This window comes from Janthinobacterium sp. TPC_1 (assembly GCF_056037845.1).
In genome coordinates, this window is the sequence record NZ_CP195157.1 from 2,597,448 (window position 1) to 2,615,166 (window position 17,719).

Sequence of the window (17,719 nt, forward strand, 5' to 3'; positions counted from 1 at the left end):
CGCGCCTCCGCATGAACAATTATGAAGATTATCCACGCGACTTGATCGGCTATGGCCGCACGCCACCGCATCCGCAATGGCCGGGCAAGGCTCGTATTGCCCTGCAATTCGTCCTCAATTACGAGGAAGGGGCGGAAAACAGCGTGCTGCATGGCGATCCCGCCTCGGAAACGTTTTTTCGGGAAATGATCGGTGCAGCCGCTTTTCCTGCGCGCCACCTCAGCATGGAGTCGATTTATGAATACGGTTCGCGTGCCGGGCTGTGGCGCTTGCTGCGCATGTTCGAGGAGCGGCGCCTGCCATTGACCGTGTTTGGCGTATCGATGGCCTTGAAACGCAATCCGGAGGCGGTGGCCGCCTTCCAGCAACTGGGGCATGAAATCGCCTGCCATGGCTTGCGCTGGATTTCCTACCAAAACATGGACGAAGCGACGGAGCGCGAACACATGCGCGTAGCCGTGCAGATCATCCGCGAATTGACGGGTTCCGCCCCGCAAGGCTGGTACACGGGGCGCGATTCTCCGAATACGCGCAAACTGGTGGTCGAGCATGGCGGTTTCCGCTACGACGCCGATTACTATGGTGACGATCTGCCATTCTGGGAGAAAGTGGCTTATACGGATGCTGCGGGCATGCCGGCCATGCAGCCGCAGCTGATCGTGCCCTACACCCTGGACGAACGACATGCGCTTTGCCGCCATGCAAGGTTTTAACTCGGGCACCCAATTTTTCGATTATCTGAAAGATGCCTTCGACGTGCTGTACGCGGAAGGCGATCCGAACGGCCTGAATCAGCCCAAGATGTTGTCGGTGGGCTTGCATTGCCGCCTGGTGGGGCGTCCGGGACGGGCCGCGGCACTGGCGCGCTTCCTCGACTATGTACAGCGCCATGAGCAAGTGTGGATCACGCGCCGCATCGATATTGCCGAACACTGGCATGCGACGCATCCCTGCACTGCTTGATGGGTATTGATATTGGATGATAAGTAAAATCAGTCTTTGCATATAGTTGTCCCATATGCCGGTGTTAATCTCCTATACTGGGACTATACCGAGGCCAGCATGTCAGAACCGATCCGTTTTTATTACCGTGGTGCCGTACAGGAAGTACGCAACGCCGCCCCTACGCAGACTGTGTTACAGCACCTGCGCGAGGATTTGCATTGCACGGGCACCAAGGAAGGCTGCGCCGAAGGCGATTGCGGCGCCTGCACGGTCATTATCGGCAGCCTGGCGGATGGCCAGGTCGAGATGAAAGCCGTCAACGCCTGCATCCAGCTCACGCCCACACTCGATGGCAAGGCCCTGTTTTCCGTGGAAGACTTGCAGCAGCCCGACGGCGCCTTGCATCCGGTGCAGCAGGCGATGGTCGAGTGCCACGGATCCCAGTGCGGTTTTTGCACGCCCGGCTTCGTCATGTCCTTGTGGGGCATGTACCTGGAGAAAAATGGCGCCACGCCCACGCGCTGCGAAATCGACGATACGCTGTCCGGCAATCTGTGCCGCTGTACCGGTTACCGGCCCATCATCGATGCGGCCAGGCGCATGGGCGAATTGCCACACGTCAGCTTTGACCGCGATGCCCTGGCGCAACAGTTACAAGCGCTGCAGCGCGCCAGCACGAGCACGTATGAACATGGCGGCCAGCATTTCCACGCGCCGCGCAGCATTGATGAACTGGTGGCGTTGCGCGCGGAAAAGCCGCAAGCCTGCCTGCTGGCCGGCTCCACCGATATTGGCCTGTGGGTCACCAAGCAACTGCGCGACCTGGGCGACATCATTTATCTCGGCAATGTGGCCGCCCTGAAAACCATCGACATCGTTGACGGCAAGCTGCAGATTGGCGCTGGCGCCAGCCTGAACGATGCGTATGCGGCACTGTGCGTGCATTATCCGGAAGAGTTGTCGGAACTGTGGCAGCGCTTTGCTTCCTTGCCGATCCGTAACGCGGGTACTTTGGGCGGCAATGTCGCCAATGGTTCGCCCATCGGCGACTCGATGCCGTGGCTGATTGCGCTGGGCAGCGAGATCGTGCTGCGCGGTTCCGCCGGCCAGCGGATCATGCCGCTGGAAAATTTTTATCTTGGCTATCAAAAGAAAGACTTGCAGCCCGGCGAATTCGTCGAAGCCGTGCGCGTGCCTTTGCCCCGTGCTGAGGTGCATTTCCGCACGTATAAACTGGCGAAACGCTTCGACCAGGATATCTCGGCCGTGTGCGCTGCGTTTGCCTTTGAACTCGATGGCGAACGCATCGTCGATACGCGCATCGCCTTCGGCGGCATGGCGGCCACGCCGCAGCGCGCCGCGCAAACGGAAGCGTTTCTGCGCGGACAGGCGTGGACGGAAGGCAATTTGCTCATCGCCATGCGCTTGCTGGCCGACGATTACGCGCCCTTGTCGGACATGCGCGCGTCGAACACCTACCGCATGACGACGGCGCAAAACCTGTTGCGCCGCTTCTGGCTGGAAACACGCCCCGGTGCGCCGTTGTTGCGCACTGCCCTCAACGCCTATGCTTGCCGCGCCTGAAAGGACCAGCATGAATCATCCTGCCACGCCCGAACTGCAAGCGGCTGCCTGGAGCGCCGTGGGCAAGCCCAGCCCCCATGAATCGGCGCAACTGCATGTGCTGGGGCAAGCCACCTACACGGACGATATCGCCGAATTGCATGGCACCTTGCACGCGGCGCTGGGCCTGTCGCAAAAGCCGCACGCGCGTATCACGGCCATGGATTTATCTGCCGTGCGCGCCGCTGCCGGTGTCGTCGCCGTCTACACGGCGCAAGACATCCCCGGCACCAATGATTGCGGTCCCATTATCCACGACGATCCCATCCTGGCATTTGATCTGGTGCAATATGTGGGCCAACCGATCTTCATCGTGGTGGCCGATACGCACGACCATGCGCGCCGCGCCGCGCGCCTGGCGCAAGTGTCATATGAGGAATTGCCCGCGATCATGACGCCGCAGGCGGCGAAGGCCGCGCAATCGTATGTGCTGCCGCCGATGCAGCTGACACGCGGCAACTACCAGGTCGCGTTCGAGAAGGCGCCGCACGTGGTCAAGGGCCAGCTGTATGTGGGCGGACAGGAGCAGTTTTATCTGGAAGGACAGATTTCCTACGCCATTCCGAAGGAGGCGCAGGGCATGCTGGTGCTGTGTTCGACCCAGCATCCGAGCGAGATGCAGCACGTGGTGGCGCATGCGCTGGGTGTGCATTCGCATAACATCACCGTCGAATGCCGTCGCATGGGCGGCGGATTCGGCGGCAAGGAATCGCAATCGGCCCTGTGGGCGGCGGCGGCGTCGATTGCGGCGGCCAAACTGAAGCGTCCCGTGAAACTGCGCGCCGACCGCGACGACGACATGCTGGTGACGGGCAAGCGCCACTGCTTTTACTATGAATACGAAGTGGGTTACGACGACGAAGGCCGCATCCTCGCCGCCAGGGTCGACATGACCACGCGCGCCGGCTACTCGGCCGACTTGTCCGGCCCCGTCGCCACGCGTGCCGTCTGCCACTTCGACAACACCTACTATTTGTCCGACGTGGACATCCGCGCCGCCTGCGGCAAGACGAATACGCAGTCGAACACAGCTTTCCGTGGCTTCGGCGGCCCGCAGGGCGCCATCGCCATCGAGTACGTGATCGATGAAATCGCCCGCCATTTGCACGCGATGCGCTCGATATCCGCTTGCTCAATTTTTATGGACGCAACGATGCGGAAGGGCGCAACGTCACGCCGTATGGCCAGAAAATCGTTGACAACGTCATCCATGAGCTCGTCGCGGAACTGGAAGACAGCAGCGATTATCGCGCGCGCCGCCGCGCCATCGATGCCTTTAACGAGGCCAGTCCTGTCTTGAAGAAGGGGCTGGCGTTTACGCCCTTGAAATTTGGCATCGCCTTCAACGTCACGCATTTGAACCAGGCTGGTGCCTTGGTCCACGTGTACGTGGATGGCTCCGTGCTGGTCAACCATGGCGGCACGGAAATGGGGCAGGGCATCAATACCAAGGTCATGCAGGTGGTGGCGCACGAGCTGGGACTGGATCTCGAATGCGTGCGTGCCACGGCCACCGATACCAGCAAGGTGGCGAATACGTCGGCCACGGCGGCATCCACCGGCGCCGACCTGAACGGCAAGGCGGCGCAGGATGCGGCGCGGCAGATCCGCGAACGCCTGGCCGATTACGCGGTCAAACTGTACGGCGGCGACGCTGTCAGTGTGCGCTTCTTCGACAACCATATCCACGTGAATGGCCATGTCGTCGCGTTTGCCGAGCTGGTGCAGAAGGCGTATCTGGCCCGTGTGCAACTGTGGTCGGATGGTTTTTACGCCACGCCGGGCTTGTCGTGGGATGCGAAGACGATGACGGGCCATCCGTTTTCCTACTACGCGTATGGCGCGGCCGTGGCCGAAGTGGTGGTCGATACCCTGACGGGTGAATGGAAGTTGCTGCGCGCGGACGCCTTGTACGACGCGGGCCAATCATTGAATCCCGCGATTGATCTGGGTCAAGTGGAGGGCGCATTTATCCAGGGTATGGGCTGGCTGACGACGGAGCAGCTGTGGTGGAATGCGGCGGGCAAGCTGATGACGCACGCGCCATCGACCTATAAAATTCCTGGCATTTCCGATTGCCCGGAAGATTTCCGTGTGAAACTGTTCCAGAACCGTAATGTGGAAGACAGCATCCACCGTTCCAAGGCCGTGGGCGAACCACCGTTGCTGTTGCCGTTTTCCGTGTTCTTCGCCATCCGCGACGCCATTTCCAGCGTGGGCCATCACGCCGTGCAGCCACCGCTGAATGCTCCCGCCACCAGCGAGGAAATCCTCAAGGCAGTCATGGCCGTGCAAGCGGTGCATGCCGGCGCCTAGGAGCAGAGCATGAGCGACTGGCTGACAGCGATGGAGAACGACATGCAGGCATCCGTGCTGGTGACGGTTGCCCTGGTGGAAGGTTCCGGGCCGCGCGAGGCGGGCGCGAAGATGCGCGTCAGCTTCGATGGTCAAATTGACACCATCGGCGGCGGCCACCTGGAATTGCGCGCCGTGGAAATCGCCAAGACCATGCTGGCCACGGGCGAGACCCATGCGCGGCTCGAGCGTTTTGCGCTCGGTCCCAGCCTGGGACAATGCTGCGGTGGCGTCGTCCATCTGGCATTCGAATATGTCGATGCCAGCCTGAAAGCATTGCTGGCCGCCTTGCGCGAACGCCGCCAGCAGGACAGCTGGCGTTTGACGGCGCTCGACGGTGAAGCCGCGTCGGCATTGTTCGATGTTGCCGGTCGCTTGATCGCCGGCACAGGCGCACAGGCGCCCGACACGTTTTCGCGCGAACGCAGTACCCATGTGGCGCAGGATGGCAAGGGGCGGCGCTGGCTGGTCGATCCCTGCCTGGCACCGCGCGCCCATCTGACCCTGTTCGGCGCCGGCCATGTGGGTGCCGCCATCGTGCGCGCGCTGGCCCACCTGCCCTGCAATATCACCTGGGTGGATGAACGCGAAGACATGTTTCCCGCGCAACTACCAGATAATGTACGCATCGCCGCCACCGATACGCCCGAGGAATTTGTCGCCATGGCGCCGCCGGGCGGCAGTTTTCTCGTCATGACGCATAGCCATGCGCTCGATCAACGCTTGACGCAAGCCATCATGGAGCGCGAGGATGCGGGCTGGTTCGGCTTGATCGGTTCGCACACGAAACGCAAGCAGTTCGAGCACCGCCTGCAGGCGCACGGCGTGCCGGACGAGCGCATCGCCGCCATGGTGTGTCCGATCGGCATGCCCGGCATCCGCAACAAGGCGCCGGCCGTGATCGCCGCTTCCGTTGCCTGTCAACTACTCATGGTGTGGGAGGAAGCGGCCGCGGCCGCCCTGGCCGCACCGCTGCGGCTGGCCTCTGCCAGTGCGCCACTGCGACGCGAGAAACGCGCCGCCATTCACCCCTTATAGAAAGAAGTCATGCCGATTGTTCCTGCTACATTGCAAGCTTACCGTGCCAGCTTGCTGCACTTCCACGCCGATCCCGCCTTTAGCGAGGAGGCGCATGCCTGGCATGCGGATGGCTTGCTGATCGTGGCCGACGGCAAGGTCGTGGCGGCAGGCGACTACGCGCAGCTGCTGGCGACCTTGCCGCCTGGCAGCGACATCGTCGATTACCGGGGCAAGCTGATCGTGCCCGGGTTTATCGATACCCACCTGCACTTCCCGCAGACGGAAATGATCGCCTCGCCCGCGCCCGGCCTGTTGCCGTGGCTGGAAACGTACACGTTTCCTACCGAACGCGCGTTTGAGGATCCTCAACATGCGCGCGATGTGGCCGAGTTTTCCCTCGATGAACTGCTGCGCTGCGGCACCACGACGGCCATGGTGTATGGCAGCGTGCATCCGCAATCGGTCGATGCCTTCTTTGGCGCCAGCGAGGCGCGCGGCTTGCGCATGGTGGCGGGCAAGGTCATGATGGACCGCAATTGCCCCGAGTTCCTGCGCGACACGGCCGAGTCGGGCGCGCGCGAAAGCGAAGGGCTGATCCAGCGCTGGCACAAGCACGGCCGTTCGCTGTATGCGATCACGCCCCGTTTCGTGCCGACCTCCACCAATGAACAGATGCACCTGGCGGGCGAGCTGGCGCGCGCCTATCCGGATACGTATCTGCAGACGCACGTGTCGGAAAACGCGGATGAATGCCGCTGGGTGCGCGAATTGCATCCGCAGGCGCGCAGCTACCTCGATGTGTATGACCAGTACGGCATGCTGCGTCCGCGCGCCATGTTCGGCCACTGCATCTGGCTCGACGAGCGCGACCGCGCGCGCATGGCGGAAACGTCTTCGGCGGCCGCCATTTGTCCTACATCAAACCTGTTCCTGGGCAGTGGCCTGTTCGATTTCGAGCGGGCCGATGCGGCGAGAGTGCTGCTGTCGCTGGCCACCGATGTAGGTGGCGGCACCTCGTTCTCGATGTTGCAAACAATGAACGAAGCCTATAAAGTAGCACGCTTGAAAGGCAGCTATCTGCCCGCCTTGCGCATGTTTTACCTGGCGACCTTGGGTGCTGCACGGGCCATGCAACTGGAAGGCACCCTGGGTAATTTCACGGCTGGCACGGAAGCGGATTTTATTGTGCTCGACAAGCAATCGACGCCGCTGCTGGAGCGCCGCACGGCCGGTTGTCAAAGCCTGGAGGAATTGCTGTTCGCCTTTGCGCTGCTGGGCGACGACCGCGCCGTGGCCGCCACCTATTCAGGCGGGCAATGCGTGCATGTGCGGGGGCAGGGCTGACCTACCCGTTGTTCAACACGAATCATCCTGAGCGAGAATGCGAATGCACATAAAACTCACCGGCCTGGCGCTTGCCGCCGCGCTGGCCTTGACCGGAACGGCGCAGGCCGCCCCGACTTCCAACGAAGCGGCCACGGCGCGCCATTTTGCCGCTCTGGTTGGCGGTGCGCAGCCGAAGACAGCCGAGTTGAGCCTGTTCTTTTCCATGATGCCCAAGGGCGGCGACCTGCATCACCATTACTCGGGCGCCATCTACGCCGAGCAATTCCTCGACTGGGTCGACAAGGAAAACTATTGCGTCAACAAGACAACGTACCGCATCGAAAGCAACAAGGACGTCGTGGCGGCTGAGCGCGCCAAACCGGCCGGACAGCGCAGCTGCCTGTCGTCCACGGAAGTGTTTGCCGATGCGGGCCTGTATGCGGAGCTGCTGCAGCGCTGGTCCACCAAGGACTTTTATAACCACGGCGCCATCCAGACGCCGCCCGACCGTACTTTCTTTGATACTTTCGGCTACTTCGGCCCTGTCGCCTCGACGAATACGGCCGACGGCCTGAAAACCCTGAAGCAGCGCGCCATCGCGGAAAACCTCAGCTACATCGAGACGATTTTCGAGCTGTCACCCTTCGTGCAGAACGCGCAGTTCGACCAGCAAGTACTGGCGCCGGGCTTGCCGCGGGCCGCGTTGCAAGCCGTGCTGGCCAAGTGGACAGCCAGCCTGGAGCAGGACGCCAGCTTCCAGAAAAGCATCACCGCGTATAACGACAATGTGAATAGCAGCAGCGCCGGCATCGACGATGCGCACTTCACCATGCGCTACCAGGCGTACGTGCTGCGTTTCCTGTCGCCATCGCAAGTGTTCTCGTCCATGGTGGCGGCGTTCAAGGGGGCCAGCCTGAATCCGCTGCTGGTGGGCGTCAATATCGTGGGCCAGGAAAGCGTGAATGTGTCCATGCGCGATTACAGCCTGCACATGGAAATGTTCAAGTTCCTCAAGGCAAAATATCCGAACGTCAAGATCGCCCTGCACGCAGGCGAGCTGGCGCTGGGCATGGTGCCGCCGGAAGGCATGGCGTTCCATATCGCCGAAGCCGTCGATGTAGCCGGCGCCGACCGTATTGGCCACGGCATGGATATCGCCTACGAGCACAATGCGCTGGCCACCATGCAAAAGATGCGCGAACGGGGCATTCCCGTGGAAGTGAACCTGACCAGCAACGATTACATCCTCGGCATCAAGGGGCAGGCGCATCCGGTCACCCTGTACCGCAAGTATGGCGTGCCGTTCGTTATCTCCACCGATGACGCGGGCGTGTCGCGCAATACCTTGTCGAATGAATACGTGCTGTTTGCCAGCCAGTACAAGACCGATTATGCGGAAATCAAAAAGCTGTCGTACAACAGCCTGCGCTATTCCTTCCTGGCGGAAGCGGACAAGCAACGTTTGCTGAAAGCGCTCGATGCCCGTTTTACCCGATTTGAAGCCTTGATCGCAAATAGTAATACTAAGGCAACTGTTGTAAAACCGTAAAAGTATTTCACCTCTCCCTCCTGCCACGCGACCGCAACTAGCGGTCGCGTAGTCTCCTGATCTTCATAGTTACAAAACCCTCCTTTTCTCCTTTTTGTTGTGCCTTTACGACAAAAAATGATGCGCTAGTAGTGCTTTCTTGCAATTATTTTCTGAAACAATTTCCAAGTCTTGCCGCTCATCTATAATTTCGCCCCGATGAGGTGAGCTTGCTCGGTTGATACAAAAAATGCGGCTTCCAGCGGTGATTTATATTTTTTATATATAAATTATTAAAAAAAAACGTATTTGTCAGCCTACAGACCTTAATGCATAGTTGGACGGCGAAGAATTGAATAAGTCATTTTTGATATCGCTTTTGTGACAATTCAGGATGTCTAGCGGCTCCTGTCACATTGCGGTCATATCCGTGTAACGGATTTGAAATATTCGATCTTTATACTGCCGTGTCTAGTTGGATAGTTTCCGTGTTTCACCACAATATAAGCAAGTCAAAATCTTGTAAGTTACAACACACTCTAGGGGGTTCAAATGCAGTTCATTCAACAACCAAAATTGCGACTAAGTATGATCGCAGTGGCATGCCAATTGGCCTGCTTCGGCATCTCTACTGCGCATGCGCAAAGTGCTGACGAAGCCACAAAAGTGGTCATTACCGCGAAAAAAACCGGTATGGGCCTGATGGTGACGGAAGATGCGCCAAAAGCACGCAGCACGATTACGGCAGAAGAACTGGAAAAGCAGCGTCCAACGGGCAATGCGTACGAAGCCCTGGAGATGTTGCCAGCTGTTAATAGCTACAACTACGATGCAACTGGCCTGTTTGGCGGCGGCCTGACACTGCGCGGCTTTAACTCCGACCAGATCGGTGCCACGATCAATGGCGTGCCGGTGAATGACTCCGGTAGTTTTGCCATTTACCCACAAGAATATGTCGACCAGGAAAATACCTGCTCGCAAACCGTGACCCAGGGTTCGACCGATGCCGATTCGCCACAAGTGGGCGCCACCGGCGGCAACTTCGGTATCAACACCTGTAATCCTGAAGACAAGCATCGCCTGCGCATGATGCAGACCATCGGTCAACTGAACATGAAGAAAACCTTCGTGCGCGTCGACACCGGCCTGTTCTCTGACAAGCGCACCAAGATGTTCGTGTCCGCTTCGCATGCTGAAGCCGACAAATGGAAAGGCAAGGGCGGCGCCAAGCGCGACCATATCGATGCTGGTATCAATTACGATTGGGACCGCTTCAACTATATTCATGCCACTTTGCTGTACAACGAGGCGATGAACAACAATATTAATAACCTGACCTTGTCGGAAATCAACAAGAACGGTTATTACTTTGATTACGCCGATACTTTCAAGGGCCATCTGAAGCCGGTAAAAGGCGTGGAACAAAAAGAAAGCACACAGTCGCCAGCTTTCTACAAACTGGGCATCAATCCATTCAAGAATGCCATCGCATCGGCTACGGCAAAGTTTCGCCTGAACGAAAACCTGGATCTGAAAGTGTTGCCATACATCTGGTACGGCTATGGTAACGGCGGCGTGCAACAGCGCGCCCAGTCGGAAAAAGGTTTTTATGACGCGACCACCGGCCTGCGCAATAGCGGCGTCGACTTGAATGGCGACGGCGATACCCTCGATACCATCCTGGTCGCCAACGCCAGCGTCACCAAGACCTTCCGTCCTGGCGTGACCGCGTCGCTGAACTGGGTATCGGGTAACCACGATGTGCTCGGTGGCTTCTGGTACGAACGTGCGCGCCATCAGCAAACCGGCCCGATGCTGGCGCTGAGCAACGATGGTATCTCGCAAGATCCTTGGCTGCAAAACGGCCAGATCCTGCGTCCGGATGGCACGCCAGCGCAAAGCCGTAACTGGATGTCGATTTCGACCGCTTATCAGTTCTTCCTGCAAGACACGATCAGCCTGAATGATGACAAGCTGAAGATCAATATCGGCGTGCGCAGCCCGAACGTGAAGCGCGACTTCACCAACTACGGCGACGAAAACAACAATGTCAAGCCGTACAACCTGATCAAGAAATACAACACCTTGCTGCCGCAGTTGGGTGCGCGTTACCGCATCACCAACGACGACCAAGTGTTCATTTCTGTCGCTAAAAACGTCAAAGCACCCCCTAACTTCGTGTTTGGCAACATCGGTACCAGCGTGAAAGTGGTCAATGGCGTCGCCAACTTTGTTGGTGATGTGAAACAAGAATCGTCGTGGAATACCGATATCGGATATCGCCATCAAGATGACAAGTTCATCGCCTCGGTGACGGCGTTCTTCGTCGATTTCAAGGATCGTCAGGCAACCACCTTCGATCCAATCACGCAAGCGAGCAGCTACACCAACGTTGGCCGCGTTACCAACAAGGGCCTGGAATTCGAAATCGGCAATACGCCGATCAATGGCTGGGCGATGTACGGTTCGCTGGGTTTCAATAACAGCAAAATCAAGGACGACATGCTGTCCGCGACGAATGTGTACCTGCCGACTGCTGGCAAGGAAATGATCAACACGCCGAAGAAGAAAGCCGGCTTGTCGATCGAATATCAGAATGGCTCGTTCTGGACCCGCGTGAAAGCGCGCGCCACCGGCCAGCAGCAAGCATCGATGGTCAATGATGAAACGGCACCAGGCTACACCACCTTCGGTATCGACGGCGGCTACACCTTTGCCAACTTCGGTTACATCAAGCGTCCTAAGCTGACGTTTAACCTGAGCAACATCACGGACAAGCAGTACCGCAATCCGTCCTCGACCACCGTCAAGAACACGCAGCCTATCGCTGGTGTGACGACGTCGGTTGATACCCAGCGTTACTACCTGGGCGCACCACGCTTCGTATCGGTCACCCTGTCGATCGATATCTAATCGACGCTGACGCGCAGCCTGCAGGCCAGGCTGCGCGCGATGTGTTGCAACGGGCCTCAGGGCCCGTTTTTCTTTTCTGCCGGCGTTGTGCAGCCGGACCTTGTTTAACCTGTTTGCGCAATGCCGTACCCCGGCCGTTGCGCTATGCTGCGAAGCCTATGAAAACACTGCCCTTATCCCTGATCGCGGTGGCCATCGCCGCCGCCATGACCGGCTGCGCCACCCATCCTGTGGCACCCGTCGATATCAACCTGGTCGCCCTGAACGATTTTCACGGCAACCTCGACCGCAGCAAATTTACCTACACGAGCGCCGCCGATGCGGAGCGCAAGACGGTGCAGGCCGGCGGCATCGATACCCTGTCCGGCGCATTGACGGCGTGGCGGCGCGAAGATGCGCAGCTGATTTTTGTCGGCAATGGCGACCTGGTCGGCGCCAGCCCCGCCATGTCGGCGCTGTGGGGGCGACGAACCGAGCATCGTCGCCATGAATATGCTGGGCATGAAGGCCAGTTCCGTCGGCAACCATGAATTTGACCAGGGCAAGGCGGAATTGCTGCGCCAGCAGCGCGGCGGTTGCGAATCGTCGCGCGCCGACAAGGCGTGCAAGTTCACGCCCGACTTCAAGGGCGCCAGCTATACCTATATGGCGGCCAATGTGATCGACACGCAGACGGGCAAGTCCTTGCTGCCCGCCTACCGCATCGAAGAGGCGCATGGCGTGAAGGTGGGCCTGATCGGCGCCGTGCTGAAAGATACGCCGTCCGTGGTGACGGCCGCCGGCATTGCCGGCCTGCAGTTTGGCGATGAAGCGGACGCCATCAATGCCACCTTGCCGCAGCTGCGCGCGCAGGGCGTGGGCGTGTTCGTCGTGCTGCTGCACCAGGGCGGCGAGACGAAGGAAGCCGTCGACCAGCCCGACTGCAGCCATCTGAAAGGCGAAGTGGTCGACGTGGTGAAACGCCTTGATCCGGCGATCCAGCTGGTCATCAGCGGCCATTCGCACCAGGGCTATCTGTGCCGCGTCGATGGCCGGCTCGTGACGCAAGCACAGATGGGCGGACATATGTTGACGCGCATCAAGCTCAAGGTCGATCCCGTCAAGAATGCGCTGATTGATGCCAGCGCGCAAAACGTCGTCATGCTGCCAGGTATGTATGAGCCGGACCCGGCCGTGGCTTCTTACCTGGAATCGGTCAAGCAACGCAGTGCGGCCGAATTGTCGCGTCCCGTGGCCGCCATCGCCGTGCCCAGCGTGGGCCGCAGCACCAAGGGCGGCGGCGCTTCCCCGCTGGGCGACCTGGTAGCCGACAGCACCCTGTTCGGCGCACGCGCTGCCGGCGCGCAAATCGGCCTGATGAACAATGGCGGCATCCGCAAGGACCTGGAAGCGGGTGCCGACCTGATGACGAATGTGGGTCAGAACCAGGCTGTGGTGCCGTTTGGCAATACCTTGATCGTCGTCAGTCTTTCCGGCGCGCAAATCCGCACCTTGCTCGAACAGCAATGGCCGGGCGAAGAGGCCGGCGAAGGCAATTTGCTGCAAGTGTCCGAAGGTTTTAGTTATCGCTGGGACAGCACGCGGCCCCAGGGCCAGCGCGTGCTGCCCGGCAGCATCATGCTCAATGGCGTCGCCATTGATGATGGCCAACAATACCGTGTCGCGGCCAACAGTTTCCTGGCCGGCGGCGGCGACCGCTTCACCGTGCTGGCGGCCGGCACGCGCCGTCTGGACACGGGCGTGCGCGACATCGATGCCTTCAGCAATTACCTGATCGACCGCGCGCGGGCCGGCAAGCCCGCTGGCAGCGCCACGGCGGCGGGCCGCATCGTGCGCGTCAAATAATCTACAAGGAATAACCATGCGTCGTTTATCTGTTTCCCTGCTCGTCACTACCCTGTTCGCGGGCACGGCCCACGCCGATTTCACCATTCCCGGCTTTGAGCTGGTGCACACCTCGCCCGTGGAAACGAGCTTGACCAATCCCGACCTGCGCGAGCCCGTCGCCGTGTGGAGCGAGCTGTTCGATGGTGCAAAAAAAGAGATCGTCATCGCCCAGTTCTATGCCGTCAGCAAGCCGGGCACGGCCTTTGAAAAGGTGCTGGCCAGCCTGACGGCCGCCGGCCAGCGCGGCGTGAAGATCCGCTTCCTGCTGGACCAGAAGGGCGTGGGCCTGTCGGAAGCGGCCACCATCGCCCGCATCAAGGCGATCCCGAACCTGGACTTGCGCCTCATCGATTTCAATAAAATCACGGGCAATGGCATCGTGCACGCAAAATACCTGGCCGTCGATGGCCAGGTCGCGTACATCGGCAGCCAGAACTTCGACTGGCGCTCGTTCGAGCACATCCATGAAACGGGCTTGAAGATCACGGAGCCCGCCATGGTGGGCCAGGTGCAGGCGATTTTTGAACAGGATTGGCAAGCCCAGGCGCTGACGTCGCAAGGCAGCCGCGCCACGGTGCTCAACAGCAAGGTGGTGCCAGCCAATTACGCGCAAAACGCCTTCCTGCTGGCCAGCCCGAACGCGTACAACCCGGCCGGCGTGGGCGACTCGGAAACGGGCTTGCCTGCCCTGCTGGCGGAAGCGAAAAACGAAGTGCGCATCCAGTTGCTCGACTATGCGCCGCTGTCCTACGGCCCGAACCGCACGCGGCCGTACTATGCCGTGATCGACAACGCCGTGCGCGCGGCCGCCCAGCGCGGCGTGAAAATCAAGCTGATGGTATCGAGCTGGAATACGGAAGCGCCCGCCATTGCCTACCTGAAAAGCCTGGCCCTGCTGCCGAACGTGGAAATCCGCATCGTGACGATTCCTGCGGCGTCGACGGGGTTCATCCCGTTCGCACGCGTGATCCATAGCAAGACCATGAGCATCGACGGCAAGCTGGCCTGGGTCGGCACGAGCAACTGGGCGGGCGGCTATTTTGATTTGTCGCGCAACCTGGAAGTGGTGCTGCGCAACGACGCCATGGCGCAACGCATCGCCGCGCTGCATGAGCAGACGTGGAGCTCGGCGTATGCGCAGCCGATCGACATCAACAAGCAGTATCCGAAGCCGGCGAAAGCCACGCCACAGGGCAAGGAGTAATGGTGAACATGAAAAAATTACTGTGCGTGCTGGCGCTGGGCGCCGCTTTCGCTTCCGGCAATGCGCTGGCCTGGGGCAACGACGGCCACCGCGCCGTGGGCGCCATTGCCGATCAATTGCTCAAAGGCAGCGCGGCCCAGGCGCATATCTCCCAATTGCTGTTGCCGGGCGAAAGCCTGGAAAAGATCGCCAATTGGCCCGACTGCGTGAAGGGCACGTATTGCGGCCCGCAATCGCCGGAAATGTTGACCTATGTCGCGGCGAACCCCAAGCATGGCGAGTACCATTACACGAACGTGCCATTCCAGAATGCGCACTATCATGACCATGGCGTGGGCACGGCCGACGACGATATCGTGCAGACGCTCAAGCGGGCGATCCTGGTGTTGCAAGGCAAGGCTGATGCGGCCAGCAATCCGCACGGTTTCAGCCAGCGCGAAGCTTTGATTTTGATCACGCACCTGGTGGGCGATATCCACCAGCCCCTGCATGTGGGCAATGCGTTTCTCGGCAAGGATGGCCAGTTCTTCGTGCCCGCTACACAGGCGCAGATCGACGACGTCGCCATTTTCAATGCGCGCGGCGGCAACGACTTGCTGCTCGACGATGCGAAGATGACGGCGCTGTCGGACGCCGTGATTCCCGCGCCGTTGCCGGCCGACGATGGCGCGGCCAAGCCGGCCAGCAGCTATCCGAAGTCGCCCACCAGGCCCCTGCATTCCTACTGGGATACGACCGTGGTCGATTACGCCATGCGCCGCCTGAGCACGCGCACGCCGCAGCAGTTCGCGCGCACCGTGATCGCCAGCGTGCCTGTGGTGAGCGCCAACAGCGGCGACCCCGCCACCTGGCCGTATCAGTGGGCCGATGCCGCGCTGGCGGCGTCAAAGCTTGCTTTCACGGACGTGGCGGCGGGACCGGCCACGCAGCAGACCAGCCGCAAGGGCGATGTCTATAATGTGTGGAGCTTGACGGTGCCGGACAATTACCCGGTGCCCAGCTCGGCGCTGGCCAAGCAGCAGCTGACCGAGGCGGGCTATCGCCTGGCTGCCGTGCTGCAGGCGATCTGGCCACAGTAAGGTGTCATCCGAAAGCGGCCTGCGGGCCGCTTTTTTCATGCCAGGGTGATGGCGATGCCCATCTCGCGGAAGGGGGCGACCAGGGCGTCTTCCACGTCGCGGTGCACGACGATATCGTTGATATGGCTCAAGGGTGCGATTTGGAACGGCGAGGTTGTGTTGAACTTTTCAGGTGACGCCAGCACAACGGTGCGTGCGGCGGCCTCGCTCAGGGCGCGTTTCACGCACGCTTCTTCGTAATCGCCGGTGGTGATGCCCGCTTGCGGATGCAGGCTGGACACGCCCATGAAATACAGGTCGGCGCGGATGCGGCCGATGGCTTCCACGGTGGCCGCGCCGACGCCCACGATCGAGTGCTTGTACAGGCGCCCGCCCAGCATCAGCACCTCGATGAACGGGTGATGTAGCAGTTCGACGGCAATCGACGGGCTGTGCGTGACGACGGTGGCGCGCAAGTCGCGCGGCAACTGGCGCGCCAGCTGCACGGCGGTCGTGCCGCCATCGATGAATGCCACTTGCCCCGTTTGTATCATGGCGCCCGCTGCGCGGCCGATGGCGGGCTTGGCTTCCGGCGAAATCTGTTCGCGGGCCGCAAACGGAGCCAATGCTGGCGAGCTGGATAGCAAGGGCAGGGCGCCGCCGTGCACGCGTTCCAGTAAACCCTCTTTCGCCAGCTCGCGCAAGTCGCGCCGTATCGTGTCTTCCGACAAGCCAAGGGCGTCGCTGACGGCCTTGGCGACGATCTGCCCTTCGCGCTGGAGCAAGTCCAGCAGGTATTGTTTGCGTTGATGTGTGAGCATGGTTTTTCTTATATTTTCTTGATATTGCACGAGTTTGCATGATAAAGTCGACGAACGCAAGCACAAGGAGATGATATGCGCGAAGAAAATAGCAAGCAGGAACGGGTCCGCATCCAGCAGGTGCAAACCCTGTCGCATGACTGGTATCTGCTGCAAAAGACCACGTTCGACTATCTGCGCCACGATGGCGAATGGCAGACGCAGACGCGGGAAACCTATGACCGCGGCGATGGCGCCACCATCCTGCTGTACAACAAGGTCAAACGCACGGTGGTTTTGATCCGCCAGTTCCGCTTTCCCACGTATCGCGAGGGCCACGACGGTTTCCTCATCGAAGCGGCCGCCGGCTTGCTGGAAGAAGCCAGCGCCGAGCAGCGCATCCGCGCCGAAGTGGAAGAGGAAACCGGTTACCGGGTGGGGCAGGTGCACAAGGTGTTCCAGGCCTTCATGAGTCCCGGTTCCGTGACGGAGCGCTTGCATTTCTTCGTGGCCGAAACGACCCGGCCAGCCGCATCGGCGACGGCGGCGGCCTGGCGCACGAAGGGGAAGACATCGAAGTGCTGGAACTGCCCCTGGCGCAAGCCATGCAGATGGTGGCCGATGGCCGCATCTGCGATGGCAAGACCATCATGCTGCTGCAGCATGCGCAGCTGCACTTGATGCCGCGCAAAAGGGGACTGCAGATTTTAGTGGCTGGCCCGTATCGTTCCGGCACGGGCGACGATCCGGCCTTGATGGCGCGCAATGTGGCGGCCATGGAAGCCGCCTGCCTTCCGTTGTATGAAAAGGGACACATGCCTGTGCTCGGTGAATGGCTGGCCTTGCCGATGCTGGCGCTGGCAGGCTCAACCGGGGTGGGCGATGCCGTGTACGAGGAATTGTTTCACGCGCATGCGACGCGTTTATTGAGCCATTGCGATGCCGTGCTGCGCCTCGGTGGCGCATCGGCTGGGGCAGACCAGATGGTCAACGTAGCGCGCAGCCTGGGCCTTGCCGTATTTTTTTCACCGGACGAGATTCCAATGGCGTAAAAAAAGCG

Annotated in this window: 11 protein-coding genes and 3 pseudogenes; 13 read left to right on the forward strand and 1 reads right to left on the reverse strand. The window is 60.3% G+C overall.

Annotated features, from left to right (window positions below):
- Positions 1-11 precede the first annotated feature (11 nt).
- From puuE to ACQVLG_RS12810, 11 genes and pseudogenes are all read left to right on the forward strand, one after another.
- A pseudogene (gene puuE / locus ACQVLG_RS12760) lies at positions 12-963 on the forward strand (allantoinase PuuE).
- Positions 964-1,062: 99 nt separating this feature from the next.
- Positions 1,063-2,529: a xanthine dehydrogenase small subunit gene (xdhA, locus tag ACQVLG_RS12765; RefSeq protein ID WP_474294877.1), complete on the forward strand. Its 1,467-nt coding sequence runs from the start codon at positions 1,063-1,065 to the stop codon at positions 2,527-2,529.
- A 10-nt stretch (positions 2,530-2,539) separates the two neighbouring features.
- Positions 2,540-4,884 (forward strand): annotated as a pseudogene (gene xdhB / locus ACQVLG_RS12770) (xanthine dehydrogenase molybdopterin binding subunit).
- 9 nt (positions 4,885-4,893) lie between these two features.
- Complete coding sequence (gene xdhC / locus ACQVLG_RS12775) at positions 4,894-5,961, forward strand: xanthine dehydrogenase accessory protein XdhC (RefSeq protein WP_474294878.1); 1,068 nt, start codon at positions 4,894-4,896, stop codon at positions 5,959-5,961.
- Between the two features lie 9 nt (positions 5,962-5,970).
- The gene (gene guaD / locus ACQVLG_RS12780) at positions 5,971-7,287 is read left to right on the forward strand and encodes a guanine deaminase (RefSeq protein ID WP_474294881.1); all 1,317 of its coding nucleotides are present in this window, start codon (positions 5,971-5,973) and stop codon (positions 7,285-7,287) included.
- 43 nt (positions 7,288-7,330) lie between these two features.
- Positions 7,331-8,818, forward strand: a complete 1,488-nt coding sequence (locus ACQVLG_RS12785; RefSeq protein ID WP_474294883.1) for an adenosine deaminase family protein — start codon at positions 7,331-7,333, stop codon at positions 8,816-8,818.
- 531 nt (positions 8,819-9,349) lie between these two features.
- Positions 9,350-11,710, forward strand: coding sequence for a TonB-dependent receptor (locus ACQVLG_RS12790; protein WP_230538811.1), 2,361 nt, complete (start codon positions 9,350-9,352; stop codon positions 11,708-11,710).
- 158 nt (positions 11,711-11,868) lie between these two features.
- Positions 11,869-12,240, forward strand: coding sequence for a hypothetical protein (locus ACQVLG_RS12795; RefSeq protein WP_474294885.1), 372 nt, complete (start codon positions 11,869-11,871; stop codon positions 12,238-12,240).
- A complete protein-coding gene (locus ACQVLG_RS12800; RefSeq protein WP_474294887.1) occupies positions 12,197-13,555 on the forward strand; it encodes a bifunctional metallophosphatase/5'-nucleotidase in 1,359 nt (452 codons plus the stop codon). The genes ACQVLG_RS12795 and ACQVLG_RS12800 overlap by 44 nt, the downstream gene beginning before the upstream one ends.
- A gap of 16 nt (positions 13,556-13,571) precedes the next feature.
- Positions 13,572-14,801, forward strand: coding sequence for a phospholipase D-like domain-containing protein (locus ACQVLG_RS12805; protein WP_474294888.1), 1,230 nt, complete (start codon positions 13,572-13,574; stop codon positions 14,799-14,801).
- Positions 14,802-14,809: 8 nt separating this feature from the next.
- A complete protein-coding gene (locus ACQVLG_RS12810) occupies positions 14,810-15,880 on the forward strand; it encodes a S1/P1 nuclease (RefSeq protein WP_474294890.1) in 1,071 nt (356 codons plus the stop codon).
- A gap of 35 nt (positions 15,881-15,915) precedes the next feature.
- Here ACQVLG_RS12810 and ACQVLG_RS12815 read toward each other — a convergent pair whose 3' ends face one another.
- Positions 15,916-16,680, reverse strand: a complete 765-nt coding sequence (locus ACQVLG_RS12815) for a DeoR/GlpR family DNA-binding transcription regulator (protein ID WP_474294892.1) — start codon at positions 16,678-16,680, stop codon at positions 15,916-15,918.
- A 75-nt stretch (positions 16,681-16,755) separates the two neighbouring features.
- Here ACQVLG_RS12815 and ACQVLG_RS12820 point away from each other — a divergent pair.
- Positions 16,756-17,339, forward strand: a pseudogene (locus ACQVLG_RS12820) (NUDIX domain-containing protein); the annotation flags it as partial.
- Complete coding sequence (locus ACQVLG_RS12825; RefSeq protein WP_474295640.1) at positions 17,340-17,711, forward strand: DUF4406 domain-containing protein; 372 nt, start codon at positions 17,340-17,342, stop codon at positions 17,709-17,711. It begins immediately after the preceding pseudogene.
- Positions 17,712-17,719: the final 8 nt, after the last annotated feature.